Source organism: Terrisporobacter vanillatitrophus, from assembly GCF_051148895.1.
In the GTDB taxonomy this organism is placed as follows: domain Bacteria; phylum Bacillota; class Clostridia; order Peptostreptococcales; family Peptostreptococcaceae; genus Terrisporobacter; species Terrisporobacter vanillatitrophus.
Map to the genome: position 1 here is coordinate 2,528,028 of NZ_CP154625.1, position 17,870 is coordinate 2,545,897.

General features: G+C 29.8%; 20 protein-coding genes. All 20 read right to left on the bottom strand.

The window, feature by feature from the left end; genetic code table 11:
* Positions 1-19: 19 nt before the first annotated feature.
* The 20 genes from TVTCOM_RS12590 to TVTCOM_RS12685 all read right to left on the bottom strand — a co-directional run bounded on the left by TVTCOM_RS12590 (position 20) and on the right by TVTCOM_RS12685 (position 17,825).
* Positions 20-1,405: a hypothetical protein gene (locus tag TVTCOM_RS12590; protein WP_434796619.1), complete on the bottom strand. Its 1,386-nt coding sequence runs from the start codon at positions 1,403-1,405 to the stop codon at positions 20-22.
* A gap of 3 nt (positions 1,406-1,408) precedes the next feature.
* Complete coding sequence (locus TVTCOM_RS12595; protein WP_434796620.1) at positions 1,409-3,631, bottom strand: phage tail protein; 2,223 nt, start codon at positions 3,629-3,631, stop codon at positions 1,409-1,411.
* Positions 3,632-5,689 carry an SH3 domain-containing protein gene (locus TVTCOM_RS12600; RefSeq protein ID WP_434796621.1) on the bottom strand — a complete coding sequence of 686 codons (2,058 nt, stop codon included), beginning with the start codon at positions 5,687-5,689 and terminating at the stop codon, positions 3,632-3,634.
* A 1-nt stretch (position 5,690) separates the two neighbouring features.
* On the bottom strand, positions 5,691-7,727 hold the full coding sequence (locus TVTCOM_RS12605) for a tape measure protein (protein ID WP_434796622.1): 2,037 nt from the start codon (positions 7,725-7,727) through the stop codon (positions 5,691-5,693).
* Positions 7,728-7,755: 28 nt separating this feature from the next.
* The gene (locus TVTCOM_RS12610; RefSeq protein WP_434796623.1) at positions 7,756-8,241 is read right to left on the bottom strand and encodes a hypothetical protein; all 486 of its coding nucleotides are present in this window, start codon (positions 8,239-8,241) and stop codon (positions 7,756-7,758) included.
* A 79-nt stretch (positions 8,242-8,320) separates the two neighbouring features.
* The gene (locus TVTCOM_RS12615; RefSeq protein WP_434796624.1) at positions 8,321-8,578 is read right to left on the bottom strand and encodes a hypothetical protein; all 258 of its coding nucleotides are present in this window, start codon (positions 8,576-8,578) and stop codon (positions 8,321-8,323) included.
* A gap of 80 nt (positions 8,579-8,658) precedes the next feature.
* Entirely contained in the window at positions 8,659-8,985 is a 327-nt protein-coding gene (locus tag TVTCOM_RS12620; protein WP_434796625.1) for a hypothetical protein, read from the bottom strand.
* Positions 8,986-9,001: 16 nt separating this feature from the next.
* Complete coding sequence (locus tag TVTCOM_RS12625; protein ID WP_434796626.1) at positions 9,002-9,412, bottom strand: phage tail tube protein; 411 nt, start codon at positions 9,410-9,412, stop codon at positions 9,002-9,004.
* 1 nt (position 9,413) lies between these two features.
* A complete protein-coding gene (locus TVTCOM_RS12630) occupies positions 9,414-9,749 on the bottom strand; it encodes a phage tail terminator protein (protein WP_434796627.1) in 336 nt (111 codons plus the stop codon).
* Positions 9,750-10,109, bottom strand: coding sequence for an HK97 gp10 family phage protein (locus TVTCOM_RS12635; protein WP_434796628.1), 360 nt, complete (start codon positions 10,107-10,109; stop codon positions 9,750-9,752). It abuts the gene before it with no gap.
* A complete protein-coding gene (locus TVTCOM_RS12640; RefSeq protein ID WP_434796629.1) occupies positions 10,106-10,387 on the bottom strand; it encodes a hypothetical protein in 282 nt (93 codons plus the stop codon). Before TVTCOM_RS12640 ends, TVTCOM_RS12635 begins: the two co-directional genes overlap by 4 nt.
* On the bottom strand, positions 10,381-10,755 hold the full coding sequence (locus tag TVTCOM_RS12645; protein WP_434796630.1) for a hypothetical protein: 375 nt from the start codon (positions 10,753-10,755) through the stop codon (positions 10,381-10,383). The genes TVTCOM_RS12640 and TVTCOM_RS12645 overlap by 7 nt, the downstream gene beginning before the upstream one ends.
* Before the next feature lie 36 nt (positions 10,756-10,791).
* Positions 10,792-10,983 carry a Rho termination factor N-terminal domain-containing protein gene (locus TVTCOM_RS12650; protein WP_434796631.1) on the bottom strand — a complete coding sequence of 64 codons (192 nt, stop codon included), beginning with the start codon at positions 10,981-10,983 and terminating at the stop codon, positions 10,792-10,794.
* 9 nt (positions 10,984-10,992) lie between these two features.
* The gene (locus tag TVTCOM_RS12655; RefSeq protein WP_434796632.1) at positions 10,993-11,943 is read right to left on the bottom strand and encodes a major capsid protein; all 951 of its coding nucleotides are present in this window, start codon (positions 11,941-11,943) and stop codon (positions 10,993-10,995) included.
* A 15-nt stretch (positions 11,944-11,958) separates the two neighbouring features.
* Positions 11,959-12,579 (bottom strand): phage scaffolding protein, encoded by a 621-nt coding sequence (locus tag TVTCOM_RS12660; RefSeq protein ID WP_434796633.1) that lies wholly within the window; start codon positions 12,577-12,579, stop codon positions 11,959-11,961.
* A 125-nt stretch (positions 12,580-12,704) separates the two neighbouring features.
* Complete coding sequence (locus TVTCOM_RS12665) at positions 12,705-13,007, bottom strand: hypothetical protein (RefSeq protein WP_434796634.1); 303 nt, start codon at positions 13,005-13,007, stop codon at positions 12,705-12,707.
* Entirely contained in the window at positions 12,994-14,508 is a 1,515-nt protein-coding gene (locus tag TVTCOM_RS12670; RefSeq protein ID WP_434796635.1) for a phage minor capsid protein, read from the bottom strand. Before TVTCOM_RS12670 ends, TVTCOM_RS12665 begins: the two co-directional genes overlap by 14 nt.
* A complete protein-coding gene (locus tag TVTCOM_RS12675; protein WP_434796636.1) occupies positions 14,508-15,956 on the bottom strand; it encodes a phage portal protein in 1,449 nt (482 codons plus the stop codon). The genes TVTCOM_RS12670 and TVTCOM_RS12675 overlap by 1 nt, the downstream gene beginning before the upstream one ends.
* 11 nt (positions 15,957-15,967) lie before the next feature.
* Positions 15,968-17,371, bottom strand: a complete 1,404-nt coding sequence (gene terL / locus TVTCOM_RS12680; RefSeq protein ID WP_434796637.1) for a phage terminase large subunit — start codon at positions 17,369-17,371, stop codon at positions 15,968-15,970.
* Entirely contained in the window at positions 17,364-17,825 is a 462-nt protein-coding gene (locus TVTCOM_RS12685) for a transposase (protein ID WP_434796638.1), read from the bottom strand. The genes terL and TVTCOM_RS12685 overlap by 8 nt, the downstream gene beginning before the upstream one ends.
* Positions 17,826-17,870: the final 45 nt, after the last annotated feature.

Genomic DNA, 17,870 nt, shown 5'->3' on the forward strand with positions numbered 1-17,870 from the left:
CCTCTCCTCGTTTTATTTTTTAAAATAACATATGCGATGATATGTTTAATTTACTTGCTGCAATTTCTCCTAGTGGTATTTTGTCTTCGGTAATTGAACCGTTTGCTATATTGTCACTTTTTATTGTTCCTACTCCTATATGTTCTCCTTTTATAATTCCAGTCTTAATATGACCTCCATCTATTGATCCAGAAGCAATTTGTTGTCCATTTATCGTGCCAACTGTTAAATTAGCGCAATTCAGATTTATAACATCTATATTAGCAGCATCCAATGTTCCAGTTGTTAATTTACTTGCTGTTAATTCGACTATTTTAGCATCTGTTATAGATGCGTCTGCTATTTGAGATTCACCTATAACTCCAGTACCTATCATGGCTGTTGTTATGGCTCCATTTGCAATTACTCCTGACTCAGCAGTGATTGTTCCAGTTTTTAAATTTGAAGCAACAATAGAATTACTCGCTATTTCATTTGAAGTTATAGTTCCAGAAGCAATGTTATTAGCAGTTATAGAGCCTGCTTGTATATGTTCTGCTCCAATAGTATAACCTTGGATGTGGGTACCAGTTATAGTATTACTTTTAATATGTGTACCCTCGATTGTTTCTCCTTTAATATGTGTACCAGTAATAGAATCACCTTGTATATGATTCCCTGTTATAGTTTCACCTTTTATATGAATTCCTTCGATTGTTTCACCTTTAATATGTGCACCTATTATAGTTCCAGTTGCAATTGCATCTGATTTAATTCCATCTTCATCTATAAGTACAGTCGAACCATTTTCACCAAGTAGGAGAAATTTGAATGTATTGTCTGCATCTTTACCGATTAAAATTCTTACATTGCCATTTTCGTCTGTGAACTTTTGCAAAGCACCCTTCAGCACCATTCCACCATCTTGTGATTGGATATTAACTTCATTTGTATCTATAGTAAGTGCTTGTAATTTTGCACCTGTTATAGTACCACCTACTATATCACCAGATGTAGTAAGATTTCCATTTTCATCTATATATAAGGTTTGTTCATTATTATCATTTACAACTCGTAAACCTCTTGTTTGTAAAAATTCTGCGTTAATGTATACTTCTTCTGTTTCTTCATCAATAAAAATACCTTGAGCTTGTCCGTTGTTAGTTAGAGCATTAAACACATCTAATTGAGATAAATTAGAATTTTTGCTAGCTATTTCAATTATTTTCTTTTCAAGCTCTATGTTACTAGCATTTTGCAATTCTTCTTTAATATCAATGTAAGAAGAATTATAGCCTATTTTTAAAGTATTTAAATTATTTTTATCTTCTTCTGTAAATTCACCATTTGAAATAATACCTTCTATAAGGCTTATAAGAGAATTACTGGAAGAATTAAAGTTATTATAACTATCTTGTAAACCCACAGCTTACCTCCTAACCCTTGCAAAGAATAATATTTTTTCTGGGAAGTTATTTTGCAATGTTCTATTAAGAACAACATCACTATTTGTAGTAACTTCCATAGTTGTAGTTTGATTATTTGAATTTTTAGGAGTTCTCACGACTGCTACATGGCTTACCTGCATGTATCTGCTTTCTACATTTGTTTCAGATGATTCTGTTCTAGCACTCCAAAATACTAAATCTCCAGGTAGTAAATTCCACCATTCAGTTTCATTTGTAGTTGATATATTTAATTGATATCCATTTTTTATACACCATTCAGCCTGTGCACTAGCAGTTCTTCCTATGTCAAATCCCCAACCATATTTGGCACTTGACCCCATACCATATGTTAAGTTTTTATAAATACTATTATCATATCCTCTTGCTCTAAATAATTGGTTTATGAATGTACTACAATCAATGTGAAATAACCCTCCAATTTTCCAATTAGAAGCATAATCAGAAGGTTTTTTGCCTTGAGAATAATATGTTAATGGAGTTAATTGATTATATTTAAATAAGCCTCTGTTGTTGTAATATTGCAATGATAAAGTAATTAATTGGTCAGCTTTTGAAAACTTAGAGGGTACTTTATAATTCATAGAACCTCTATTTACAACTTCTACTTGCCCCTTAAACTTTCGAGGATAACCTACATTATTTATATAGGTAACAGTTATTCTGTATTTCGTGTCTGCCTTATTTATAAGTACTCCATTTTTACAATCTTCTCCTATCATCCAAATATCATTACTTTGCTCTAACTTCATAGGATAGCAGTCATACTTTGTGCTAAATTCTATTATGCTATTAAAATTACTATTTGTGATATTAGCAACTTTCAACACTAATTTATCTAATAAATCACATTTATAATATCTTTTATCATCAAGAGTTATATTTATAGAGCTTCCTTTAATATCAACACCATTTACAATAATATTTTGATATTTTGAGAATAATGAATCTATCTCATTTTTAGTAAAATTCATCTTTTCCATGTAGTCCCTTAATATCTTCATATCAGTCTCAGTTATAACACCTAATTCTAATTTTGATATATAATCTAAGACATCATTCATTATATCTTCTTTACTAAATGATTTAATCTTACTTTGAACTTCTTTATAGTTTGACAAAAGACATTTATTTTTACGAGGATCAGTAAAAGAAATTTCTAATAATCCAATTCTAGCTTCAAGCATTACTACAGGAAAATAATCAAAGTCAATAACATAAACAGTATCACCTATTCTTATAGACTTATATTCTTCACCTCTTAATCCTAAGTTAACTTCATAGTCAATTTTAGGTTCTCCATCTTTTAATAATGCTTCATATGTTAATCTTAATAACTCTCTTTTATCTTTAGTATTAAAGTTATATAATTTCTTTATATATTTTTTACCTTTATTAAAACTATCATTTGCAACATGGTTAACCACAAAATCTTGGCCAATAGGTTTATCTGTTGGATCTCCAAGACTTTTTTTCCATTCAACGTCTTTGAAGTCAATACCATCTTCACCTTCACCTATACCTGCACTAGCAAAGTCATAAATATTTACATTTTTTTCAATGCTTATTACATTATCTCCATATTCAAACCTTTTGTATGTTTTCCTTCCTCTTTCACCTTCTTCGTAGATATCTATATACATTCCAGTTACTTTATTTCTATTAAATTCAACTCTAAACTCTATTTCAACATTAAATATGGAAATATTGTCTTGAATTAACTTATATACTTTTTCTCTTTTAGTACTTTTTACCAAGGCTGTTTTATGAACTAAAGTATCACTTATATGTCCAACTTTCCATTCTGTATCTTGCAGAACAGTTTCTAAAAATAATTTAAAATTACCTTCTATCATAAAAGGATCTGCATAGTCAGTTAATAGTTCAAGACCTACACCTTCACAGTATGAGGTAACATGTTTACTTCCTCGATTATGTTCATATTTTTGTTCAACAATTTGAAACATTTTATATTTGTTATCATAAAAGAATAATACATAATTACCTGGCTTTATTATCCTTGAAGTGTAGCTATTATTTAGAGTTGTAAACTCATATGTATCTGCACCAGTAGTTAATGCTTGCCTAAATAAATCATAAAAAAATGGTGCCATTGGATTAGCACCATTATTACTTAAAAATCCTATTAACTTTTTATTACTATCAAATACAAATATCATATTCATTTATATAAACCACCTCTCGTTAAAAATTACATCAGTGGATATATCTTCATCATCACTTCTAACTTTAATAATATTTTCTCCCTGTTCCAATTCAAAAAACTGTGAGCCTATATCTATATTAGAAAATTCTTTATCGTTTAAATAGACTGCGTTATTATAACAATCTAGTTTTAATACATCACCTTGGTTAAATTTTAAAATATTACTTTCTTCTTCAGTTGTCGGATTTAAGTTTTTAACTTCCAATTTGTAAAGTGCAGTACCACTAGCTTTATTAATATCTTGAGTTCCTATATAAAGTACAATATAAGATAAAGCCTGACTAGGTGAGCCATTTACAGTAATTTTATCTGAAACTAATCGTTTTACCAATCTACCATCTTTGTACTTATACACCCAAGCAAACCATTCATTATCTTGTCTTTGTATTCCAACCTTACCATAAAAATCATTCCACTCACCATATTGTCCTGATAGTATCGTATCAGTTGTAACGGTTAACTTATCATCACTAGAATTTACAGATGTTTCAGTTTTTGGTTTAGGTGCTATAGTTTTGTCTTTTAAAAAGTCTTTTGAGCCAATCTGAATTAAGGGATAAGTAAATTCATAGTATTTATCATCGTCATACAATCCAAGTCGGAATATCTTTTCATTATTTTCACTATAGCCATATATTTCAAGTGCTGCAGTTTTATCATCAGCAGTTTCTAATTCTTCATCATATTCATAATATGTATCAGATGCTTCCATAACTTGAGATACAGCAACATAACCTGTATAACCTTTATATTTTTCTCTTAACTTATAATAATACCTTTGCTTCTTTTGGTCTGAAGGGTCTAGATATTTTGTACTACTTATAAGTCTGACAGTATCACCAGCTGAAATAGTACATTTGATTTTAGATTTTTTATTATAACTTGTTCTTAAATAAGTTGGACTTATTGTAACAAAGTTTTTAGTAGTAATAGTAGTTGTATTATCTTTATATCTTACTTTCATATACTTAGTACTTACATATCGTTCAGTGCCTTTATATGTGAATTTTATCCAGCTTTTACTAACTGATATAGGAGTTACGTTATCACCTTTTTTTAGAGTACCAACTTTTTTATATCTTGTAGATGGTCCACTCCTTACATTAGTTGTTCCTGTAGCCTGATAATACTTTGTCCTACTACCTGTTTTTATCTCTTCCTTATGTGTGGCATTCACTCCAACAGAAGGATCTCCATTTATACCTGAACTATTATGCGCCAAAGTAGCTTCTACATAAAAATCAGTTATATTTTGGCCTAAATTTTTTCTGGCTCCTACACCTTTCCAATTCCCAATATCACTTCCATAGGTTCCTACCTTTATTCCATCACCATTATTAGTAAGCGCTAGTGTTCCATCTGTACTTCTTCCAGAATCTACACTATTTGTTCCAGTAGTCCAATCTGAAATACTTTCACATTCATCAATAATAATATCTGTCTTTTCTGATTGAATAGGTAATTCTAATTCTGGAAGATTACCTGCAAGTATTTTCTTTCCATTTGATATATTTTCAACTTGTACAAATTGAGCTTCTTTTGAAAATCCTAAGTTTATAATAGGAAAACATTCATAATCACCTCCATTTATACATTCAACTTCTTTACTACCTTCAAATACTTTTGCATTTTCATCATAAAATACATGTTCAAATATAAGTAAAGTTACAAATAAAAAGCATTGCTTATTATTTATTTCTTCTTCTGTAATTTCTTCATTTGGCATTGCATAACAGAACTTATTTTCTTCTAAATATAATGAACTCGCTCTATCTACATCAAAAGCAAATAATATATTTCTTCTCTTATCTTCAAAATCTTCTACAGTATCACCTTTAATATGTAACTTAATTTTAATTGTACAACTTTTCTTTTTAGAAGAGTCAAATAATTCTCCATTTCTTTCAAATATGTCTATTGTATTTATTTCTCTAGCAGGGATCAAAGCCTTTTCTATTTTATTTATTTTGGCTAAATCAGTAATGACTATATTGTTATATTTCAAAAAACTGCTCATTTTATACACCTGCCAATCTATTTTTACGTTTATTTATAGTTTTTATTTCATCGTCACTATATCTTGATGTTAGTTGACCTACTCTTTTAGCATCCATAATAATACCTAGGTCTAAATTCTTCAGTGAATCTGTAAATACTTCCTGCATCCTATCATAGTCAAACTTTTGCTTATCCAATGATATATTTGTGCTTATTTTCGAAGCTTTATAGTTATTATTAAATCCGCTTACTACGTTATTTGCTAATCTAGCACTAGCTTTTCCTACATTTGAATTTTCTTCATCTACCCCATTTACATAACCTTGCCCAGTCCATATACCAAACTGTTTGAATACTTTTGAAGGTGAGTTTATACCTAATTTTTTTCTTGCCCAATCTATAGCACTATCACAAGCTCCACCGACTGCATCTGCTACACTTTTACCCATTCCTTTTATACCATTAATTAATCCTTGGATAATATCTTTACCTATTTGATATAAATTAATATCCTTTAAATATTGTATTGCATCATCCATGAAGTTTTTCACATTGACTGGTACTTGTTTTATATTAGAAATTACAGATTTTAATAGATTAGACATTGCATTTTTAGCTACTTGCCATAAACCCTGAAAAACGTTAGCACCAAATGTTCTAAGTGTATTAAAGTTACTAACTCCATTGCTTATTAAATTTTTAATAAACCCTAAACAAGCACTTATACCTCCACTAAAGAAACCTTTTATTGAACCCCACATATTACTAAGAAGGGCAGGAATATTTTTAGCAAAATTTTTAATCATATTGGGGATATTTACTGCAAATTGTACTTGCATCCAATTCCATACAAAGGTAATAGCATTACTAAAAATTTGTTTTATACTCTCCCAGCATCCACTAAAGTTACCTTGAAATAAATTTTGAAAAAAGTTAATAATGCCATCTATTATTGCTAGTCCACTTTGAACTACATTGCCAATAGCTGTAATAGTATTCATTATAAAAGTGCTTATAAAAGTCCATACAAAAGTAATTAATGGCATTAACCAACTTTTATGTTCATTCCAAAAATCAGTCATAGATTGAATTATAACTCCCATAGTGTCGGCCATAGTTTGGAATATATTAATAGCTGTTTGTACAAAAGGCTCAATACCAGGAGCAAACTCTTGTATAGTACCCATAAGTCCATTTTCAGAAAGACTGTCAACTATTAATGATAATTTATCTCTCAATTGAACTGATCCTTCTTTCAATTTTTCAAATATAGGTTGTGCTAACACTCCAGTCATTTTGCTAAATGTATCTTTAATTGTAGATATTACACCAGTAAAAGATTCCGACATTTTAGACATACCACCTTCACAGTCTTTAGATAATCCGTCTAAAGCCTTTTGGTATATATCAGCTGATATTTTACCTTCACTAGCCCATTTCTTAACATCTGCTGTATTTATCCCTAATTCTTCACCTAAAGCTTTAAATATAGGAATACCTCTTTCTTGCAGAATATTTAAATCCTCTGTATAAGCCACTCCAGCCTGTTTTACTTGAGAATACTGTCTTACCATTTCTTGTAAGCTATCTGCCTGTATTCCAAAAGCACCAGCTAAATCTCCAAATTTAGTCAGTTGGTCAAATAATGCTTGTCCCTTGATATCAGCATTATTTAAATAAGTAGCCATTGTATCTACTCCCATTTTTTCAAAAGGAGTAGTTGCTGCGAACTTTTCTATATCTTTTAACATTTTATTAGCTTTTTCTTGAGATCCTAAAAGAGTTTCCCACTTTATACTAGAAGTTTCTAATGTAGCATTATAATCTATGCCTGCTTTTGTAGCTTCTATAAATCCTGAAACTAACTTCTTTCCCACATCATAAATCATAAAAGAAGCTATATTCTTTGATACAGTTTCAATAACACGTCCTAATCCATTAGCTTTGTTACTCGCTCGATCCATACCCCTATCAAAGTTAGATGTATTAGCATTAAGATTAACAAATAATTCTCCGATTGTTGCCATTTCATCACCTCGCTTTCTATTTTTAGACATAAAAAAGGCCAGATAACTGGCCTTTAGGTTATTCTATATTTAATATATCAGTACAATATGAATTATCATCTTTGTAGTCTTGCTCCGAACTATATAGTACGGCAACTATTTTATCAAAATCATTTATTTTATTTATTTCTTCACTAGCTGATGTTATTGCTGTATCTAATGCTAATGATTTTTTTATTGAATCCTTAATATCATCACCAGCACCATTTAGGCTATAATATGTTTCAACTTCAGTCCTATCTTTTATAACTATTAACTTTAATACATTACTTGTCTTTGTATAATCTTCCTGTAATTCTGTTTTTATTTTGATGTCAGCTTTATCATATGCTGTATCTTCACACATCAAATTTATATTTTCCAATGCTTTATTTTCTTCATCTTTAGTAAGAGTAATTTCATCAACTTTCTCAATTTCGCTCGTATCTTCTTCATTGCCTCCACAAGCTACTAAAGGTATTGAAATAATACAAATTAATATAAAACTTAGTATTTTCTTAAACATTTTCCCCTCCAAATATGTATACTTTTTTTAATTGTAGTATATTGAAGTTTCAAAATAAACAGTAAAACTAAAATTATATTTATTTACTTATTTTTATACCTTTGTTAGTTACTTTATATTTAAGACTATTAGTTCTAGCAAATTCAATTAATTCTAAATCATCTTGAGTTAATTCTCTTTTAGCTTCTAAGCTAGGAGCTTCACCAATTAGAACTTCAATATCATCTATATCTCCACCTAGGCACTGTATAATCCACATTCCTAACTTAGCAAATTTACTCATATTTTCATAGTAATTAATCTGCTTAACATATACAGCTATATCCGAGTCAAACATTTCAGCTTTTTCTCTTACTGTTAACTCCTCTATATCTGCCTTTTTATAGTTATACTCTTTTGCAAAGAAAATTAATTCATCTATGCTAGTCTCATAACTTGTGAAATAACCTTCTTTGCTCCTGTAAAATTTACATCTACAAAAGCTTCAACTAATGCTGATATTTCAGAAGGATAAGCATTATCAATATCCTCTGTGGTTAATTGTGGGAATATCAAAGTTATTTTATTTTCCATTTCATTTACTATAATATCAACTATATCATCAGTATTTTTATCTTTTAGATCAGTTTCTAAAAAGCCTTTGAAACTTTCTGAAAAATCCTTAAATAATTCTTTTAATTCCTTTATTCTTCTTTCAACCACAAATATTTCTTTATCTCCAACTTTTACAGCTTTATTTTTCATGTGTTCCCTCCTACTCCTATACTATTAAACTCGCTTCTAATCCTGTTAATTTTCCATTGCCTTTGGCTTTTATAGATACTTTCAACTTATCTTTTACTGTAGTTTCAACATCAAGTCCAATTATCTTAACATTCCCACTAAAATCCGCTTTTTCATCATCTTTATTGGTATATAATTCCACCGGAAAATCCTCTCCACTAGCTATAGCTGCCATAATTGCTTTTTGACCTGTAGTATCTGCTTTGTTAAATGCACCTTCCATTGATAGTTCCCAACCTTTTGTAGAAATTTCAGTTTCTTCCCATCCATCACTATCAAAACTTGTAGTGTCTACTTCATTTGCTTTTATATTAAGTTTCCAATTTTCCATTTTAGTAACTGAATTTAAACCAGTTTTTATTGCACCTTTTTCACCTGTTAAAGCCATGTTAAGTACCTTCTTTCATAATTATGTAATTTACACTAAACTCACTTCTTCCTTTGTCATCTTTGCCTATATGAAAAGGACTCTGTTGTGGTTTATATCCTTCCAAACTATTCATTATGCTAAATATATCATTAATAATTTTTTCACCTTTAGAATAGCTTTCATTTCTTGATATTATTTGAAGTCCATTGTATTCTAACGGAACTTCATCATCAAAATAAAAAGTAGGCTCTAGTCCACTTGTAGAGAATAAGCCTACTCCATTTCCATCAATAAGGCTTCCAATAGTAATTGGAATATCAATTTTATCTTTTAAAAAATTAGCTATAGTCTCCATCTATCTTAGCTTCCTCCCTATAGCTTCTCCTATTGCATTTGTATATTTATTTACATTTTCCCTAAAAGGCTTTTCTAAGAATTTAGAACTTCCACCTCTAGGGTGTTTATACTCTTCTTCATGTTGTCTTCTTGCGTAAGGTAAACTTGAACCTACTTTCCAAGATAATTCATTTACTTTTTTAGGTCTTGCTAAATCGCCTCTTAAGTCTCCATTTAATACTGGAGCACTATCAGAAGCTTTACTCCCTAAATCTAAAGCTATATCTTCTAATTCACTTACTGCTTCGTTATGAGCTATCTTCGATAACTCTTCAAGCTTAGCATTTAATTCTTTTAATCCTTTGAATTCTATCGTCATACTAAATAACCTCTATATCCAATTATTCCATCTAATGAAGTCATATAGCTTACTGAAATAACTTTTCTATCATTAATCAAGTCACCAGCTTTAATATGCTCCACACATTGTATAACGCCACTTGAAACTACTTCATCACCTTTTGAATTAGTAATAACCTTGTACTTATCCACTAGCCTACAAAGTATTTCTTTCTCTTCATAAACTGCTTCATTATATACATTACTTCCTATTTTACTTTTTAAAGTACATGTCTGACCTAAATAGTCTCTTAACATATAACAACACATCCTAACAAATAAGGTTTTAAATACTCCATAGCTTCACTGCATACTTTATTTTTAACCTTCTTACTATCATAACTTTCACTAAGTCCCTCTACACTAAAACTTGTAACTCCCTGGTCAATTAATCTTTGTCTTTGACTATTTGCTGTTTGAATTAAATATAACGCCTGTTCACAAACAGCCTTTTTTACTGAATTCTCTTTTAGATCATCAACATACATGCTAAACTTCAACCTACCAATTTGATTAGTGGCCATTTTTATAGCTTGATTTTGCCTATTTTGTTCTGCATTTATAAAATCATCTCCAAATAATCTCTCATTATGAAAATAACTTAATGCATCTTCTATATTAATCACAATCTCACCTACTTAAAATTAAAAAGAAGCTAGGTTTTACCCTAACTCCTCTATACTTTCTACAAGTTCAGCTTTTTTCATATCTAAGTAATTTTCTATACCTAATTTCTCAGCTATAGATTTTAAATCTTCAACTTTCATTTTAGAATAATCAATTTTATTAGCTTCTTTAGATTCTATTTCTTTAGCTAATTCCCTTCTTCTTCTATTAAAACCTGTAACGCTCATTTATACCACCTATATTTTATGCTTAAAAGCAACTATCCTTATATTTTTATTTTCATAAACTCTGCTCCAGTTAGCTTGGCTTTCTAATTCAGTATTTGAAGGAGATTCACCAGCTACACTAGCATTAGTAAATTTAACTCCTCTTGGGTGTAATATGAAGTGTTGTCTATTTATAAGTATATCTTCACCAGCTAATGAGTCCCTGTCTGTTTCAGTAGGAACTGGAGCCTCTCCATTACCTTCTCCTATAGCTCCTTGGCCAAATAAGTATGTAGTGTATACATCAGTATTAATAGGGCAACCATCATCAACTATAACCCTTTTATTCATATACGTTGGGAACTCTACAACACCTTGAGAATTTGGTATATAAGATATTAAATTTTGTTGCTCTAATGATGTAAATACTGCGCTATGCATCATTACTGCTGTTAATTTGTCAGATGCATCACCTAACTTATTTTTAGCAACTATAAATGAAGTTCCACTTATTTTTTCAGCTCCACCAGTTAATGCTGATATATCATGCACATTACCACTCATTGTACTTGATTCAAATACACCTTTTAGAACTGCTAATAAAGTTTTCTGTCTTCTTCTTGCCCAATATTCAGCTACTAAATCACCTATAGCTTTCATAGGATCATCTCCACTTAAGGCCTTAGCTAAATCATTTACTGACCAAGCTTTACCTCTCATTAATAAAGCAGCTACATCTTGTCCAGATGTTATTTTTCCTGGAGTTAAGGCTCCACTATCACTAAGTACTTCATCATCACCAGTTAAATCTTTCCAAAATGGCATATTTATTAATTTGCCACCTGCTCTTGCTAATGAATCTAATTCATTATCTCTTACTACTATTCCACTATTTACTAAAGCCGATAACTCAGCTGTCCTTTCTATTACATAAGGGTTAAATACCTCTGGTACTATTATATCTGCTATTTTAGTTGACATTATATATCACTCCTTTTATTTTGAATTTCTTAATTTATTTGCCAAAGAAGGATTTTCCTTTAATAGTTTAGCTTGCTCTGTTAAATTAAAATGTTCTTTACTAAATGGATTTTTAAATCCTGGCTCTCCTCCTGGATTAAAGCCACTTCCACCTTGTGTTTCTTCAGCTTCAAATAAATAAGAAGCTTCTTTTTTAAGTCCTTCTAACTGACTTTCTAAGCCTTCTATTTTTCCTTCTTGATACTTTATGTTATTCATATCTAATAAAGCCTTTAAAGCTTTATTATTCTTACATTTTGCACTAGTTAGTGCACCTTCTAGTGCATAATCAAACTGAATAGATGCTATTTTATTTTCATAGTCATCTTTAGTTTGTTTATTTGAAAGTTGCAACTGTTCAATCTGTTTTGTTAATTCTTCATTGTCTATATTATTTTTAGATAAGTCTTTTAATTGCTTATCTCTTTCAGTTATTTGCGCTTCTAACTCTGCTTTTTGAGTTTTCAACTTATTATATCTTTCATCCACATTTTCTAATGAAGTCGTATATAATTTATTTTCCTTCATAGAATTTTGAACTGCTTGTATTTGCTCCTCATTTAATCCTTGAGCTTTTAATATTTCTAATAATGTCATAATCTCCTCCTACGTTTTTATACGTGTTTACATCACCTAGAGTTTTGCTAATTTGTTCTTTTACGTCTGCAAACAAGCTAAAAAAGACAATAAAAAAAGCACCCACATTTATCTTGTAAGTGCATTCATTTTATAAAATATTTTTTTAATAAATCAACTTCATTAGTTAATTCAGATTTATATTTATTTGGTAAATTATTTATTGCATTTAAGTATTCCTCTTTATCTTTATAAATATCAAATTTATTTTCTATTGCCTTAAACCCAAATATTATTTTATACACAACCTCCAAGTCTTTATGATTGCCATCAAAATCTCCATTTCCATATTTAATATAATTGTATAGACCTATTAAATTACAACCTAGTTCGTCTAATAAATCAAAAGATTCTTCTATATGATCTCTAATATCTTCAATTATTTCCATTATAATCAGCTCCTTCAATAATATTTAATTTAATATTAGGATTTTTTTCTATAAATTGTTGTAAGACATATCTGCAACTTTCGCACATTGGTAGCTCTGTAATCATATAAATATTGCTTATTTTATCTTTATTATTTTGTTTATTTATAAATTCAAATAATTTTGCCTCACCATCTATATGCCTATTCCAACCACCTTCTTTTGGAATCTGTAGTGTTTTAAATACTCTATTTTCTTCTAATAATACTATATTCTCTTTATTTCCTTTATATTTGATATAACCATCATTCTCTTTATTTTGTATCTTACTATATGCAAAATACAACTCTTCATCATATTTCATAGCAGCGATATTGCCTTTCCTTTTAAATTTAGAAGGAAAATTATTTCTTATTTCTTCATTTATACTATGTAATTCTAATATTTTAGATGTGGTTACATTACCTTTTATTACATTATATTTACTAACAATTTTAAAATTGCTTTTTAATTTATTCCATTGCTTACTATTATTATACTTTATTTCCCTAAAACTTTGTAAACTTTTTGGTGCTTGTTCTCCTAAAATTTGGGTATATTTTTCATACTCCTTCTTATCATTTCTTAATCTAGCCTTTTCATTTTGTTCTTCTTGATATGCTTTTACACTAGCTTCTTTATCCTTATCTACTTCAAAAGGTCTATTACTATTTTTTATATCTTCTTTCACATCATTATACTTTTCAATATAAGGTGTTATTCTATGCCTACATCTTGGATGGATATTGTTATAACCTTTATTAAAACCTGGTATATTACTCAACTTAGGAAATCTTTCATCATTTCCAGTTAAACTATAAACTCTACCTTCATAAACTGCACATATTGGACAAGTTGTATTGTGTTGAGTCATTTTAACTAAGTCTTTTTCATGCTCTTTGGCTACATTCATAACACAAGTATTTTGAGTTTCTGCTACTATACTTCTACTTAATAATTCTGCATAACTAGTAAAAGGAATAACACGACCTCTTTTGTCTGCTATTCCTCCTATACCTCTTTTAATTAAGTTATTTACTAATTCATCTTGCAACTGCTTAATAGTTTGTCCAGTAGCAAATTTCATTTGTGTATCGGTAAGTCCTATATCTCTGATACTATCCTCTATTCTTCTTCCTACTTGATTGTTTACTTCTGCAAAGTTGTTAACCATATTATCGCTTATAAGCTCTATAGCATCTGTGTGAAGTTGAGCAAATCCATCTCCTATACTAGATATATCTAAAGCTTCTAATGAATTATAATATGCTTCCATGTATAACTCATTAACTATATCTTTAGAGTATTTAGCACTTTGTAGTTGCAATTGCATTAATTCAAGCTTAACCTGTTTCAGCATAGTTTCATAAAAATCCGTAACATGACCTTTAACCTTCTTATTACCGATTATATTAATAAGCCTTTTTTCTGCTTGAGTATATATTTTAATAAGTTGATTAATCTTTTTATCATAAGTTTTCATTAATCTTCATCAACTACTTTATTATAGTCAAAGTTCATATTTGACATTGGATTATTGTCTTTTTCATCTTTTAGTATTGCTTCTAGTTCCTTTTGTGTATCTTCATCTGATAAACTATCTAATCTTTGAATAGCACTAAACTGTGATAACGTAGATTTATTTCCTGTTCTTATACCCATTATCTCTGCTTGCTCTTTTGGATCATCAGGTAAACCATCATTCCAAAATATATTTATTTTCTCTTTTGATAAATCTATGATGTTTTCTCCACCTAATTGTGAAGCTAATTTAATAGCTTTTTTAATCCCACTATCAAATCTCATTCTAGAACGGTTAACCTTAGCCAACGGTGAAATCATCATTCTCCTTAATGCTGTTCCAGAAGCTATCTGACCTGCCTTTTGTTCATTATCAAATATAGCACTTCCCATTTCACTTATTACAGCTAAGATATTTATTAGCTTCTCTATTTGTTTAAAGTTAGCTTCAAGTTGTGCTTCCCATGTCACATATTCAACTGGTGGGTCTTCTGTCGTACCTCTAATGAAGTAGTTTCCCATTTTTAACTTATATTCTCCAGTATCATAATCTCTTTCTAATGCACTTTCAGGACCTTGTACAGAAGGTTCGGCATGCTTATCTAATATCTTAGATATTTGACTTATTCTTACTTCTATTTCTGAAATAATACTATCTAAGTCTGCATAGTCATCTATCCCATAAACCCTATCTGAAGTCAACAAATTATGTACTGGAACTATAGCAAAATCATCTAATCCAGTATCTATTTTTTTAAGTTCTTCAGCTACTCCATCAATAATGTTTCGGTTATTAATTCTATATGTAATCTCTTCATAGAATCCTTTTGAATGTATTTGTACATATAAGTATTTAACTTTATTTTCTTTAGTTGAAAATAAGCTACTTTCACTTTGAGTAACCTCATAAGTATGAGCTAATACATGATGCAATACTTTTTTTATATTCTTAGCATCAACTATTTTGAAATAAAAACTAGGTTGAGTTATATCTATAATCCCTTTACCCTCTTCATCTTTATAAACATTAAATACACTGTCACCATATCTACTTATATCAATAGCTGCACTATAACAAGTATTAATCAAGTCACTATTCTCTGAAATAGTATCTAATGTTGTTTGATGCTTTGAATTATCATCACCACACGTTATTTTAGGTGGTTCTCCCAATAAAAAATCAGCTATCTTTAGTGATATTAACTTTTGAAAGTTAGCTATCACAGAATAACTGACTATATCTTCAAAGTTTCCTATTACTCTTGTAATACGTTTGAAACTTTCTTTATAAACTTGCTCATGTTCTCCTTCAAATATCATTTGATTTTTATGATATTTTTCTAGTCTATGTATTTCATTTTCTGGTGGCCACGATGAACCAAGTTTTAAAAAATCAAGATTAGTTAACATATACTCACCTCCTAAATTCTAACCTTTGCTACTCCTGTATTATTTTTATTTGCTATTTTTTCAACCACTCCTGTTGTTGCATCTTGTGCATCATCATGTTTGTTTTTTCCTGTTCTTTGGTATTTAACCATTGCTTTATAATATTCTGGCCATTTATCCTTCCAGTTGCATGGATAATAAATATGTTCCATTACCCAAGTAGAATTAGAAAGTATTCTAGCCTGTTTATTACCTGACTGGTGAAATGGTCTTATGGTAGTATAATTAGTCTTTAATTTATCATTAAGAATACTTCCTACATTCCTTGCAAATCCTCTTCCACCATTATTACTTTCAATATCTGCTACATTTACTTTATTCTCATATAATATTTTAGCTGTTTGTTCTTCTGTAACCTCCATAGAAGCTTGAGAATATAATATATCCAATATATAAGCTTCCTTTTTATAAACTCCATAACAAATACTACATAAATAATCTTCTCCTGTATCTGCTGTATCTGTATAGTTAGCTATCCTCTCAAAATAAGGAGGCAATTCTGTATATGTTTTGAAACTTGTATATAAACAACCTTTTAAATCTATTGGCTCTTGTTGATAGTTAGCACTTGCTATATCCTCACCCATAGCACTTACTTTATCCATGTAACTTTCATAAGATAATACTTCTGAACATAACATTTGCTTTTTATACTTATCAACTAATGCCTTCATAGATATATGTTTGTATCTTTTATTTTTACTTTCGCACCATTCAAGAACTTTTCCAGCCAAATCATCGCTTGCCCACCTAGTCATTATAATTACTATCTTTCCACCTTCTTCAAGTCTAGATAGCATTGTATTAGTAAACCAGTCCCAGTGCTTTTCTTTTACATTTTCATTATTGGCTTCTTCTGCATTTTTGATTAAGTCATCTATAATCATTAAAGAAGCTCCAAATCCTGTAGCTGTACCAGTAGGTGATGTTGCTAAGTAGTTATTATATCCACCTTCTAAACTCCAAAGATTCATTGCCCCATCACCATGCTTAATCTTTACTCCAGGAAATACATCTGAATAGACCGGCTTATATATATCTGCCTTTTCTTCTTGAATGCTATTTCTGACATTCTTTGAAAACATGGTTGATAGTGTTTCATTATATGATCCTGTCATTATTTTTTCTTTTTGATTGTTGCCAAGAACCCACTCTACAAATAAAGAAGCTGTTCTTGACTTACCATGCCTAGGTGGTTCATTAATAATTAATACATCATCATCACCTTCATAAAACTCTTGGAAGTCGTCACATAAATCTACTAAGTATTTTCTATTAGGTTTATAGAAATCTGGTGCTTTTAAATTACAATAAAAAAAGAACCCACGCCTTGCAAGTTCTATCTTAGCTCCTAATTTAATTAATTCTTTATCCATCTTCATCACTAACTAGTTTTAGTAGTTGCTCTTTTGTTAACTCAGCATAAGGGTTATTTATCTGGCCACTATGCTCAATATCCTTTTTTTCTCTCCATTGTTGTGGTTTTCTATTCTTTAACCAAAATATCTGTGCTGTAGTATCTGGAACAACATGTTTTATAGTTCTTGTTGTTTTAATTAACTCTCCACACTCATACTCTGATTTTATTTCTTCATACTCATAACCTAAAGCTCTTTTTAATAAAGCATTCTCCACCTCATAGTCAATTACTTCTTTTCCCCTTTTTAGGGACTCCGAAAACTTCGGATACTTATTTTTATATTCATTAAATGTGCTTACAGCTACACCTAAATTATTTGCTATCTGTTCATCAGTGAGCCCATCTCTTGCCCATCCTTCTATTAATGTAAGCTTCGGCTCAACGTGAGTGAAGTATTTAGACTTTGCCATGAACTCACCTCTTTTCTTTACAAAATAAAAAAGAACCCCCTTTTC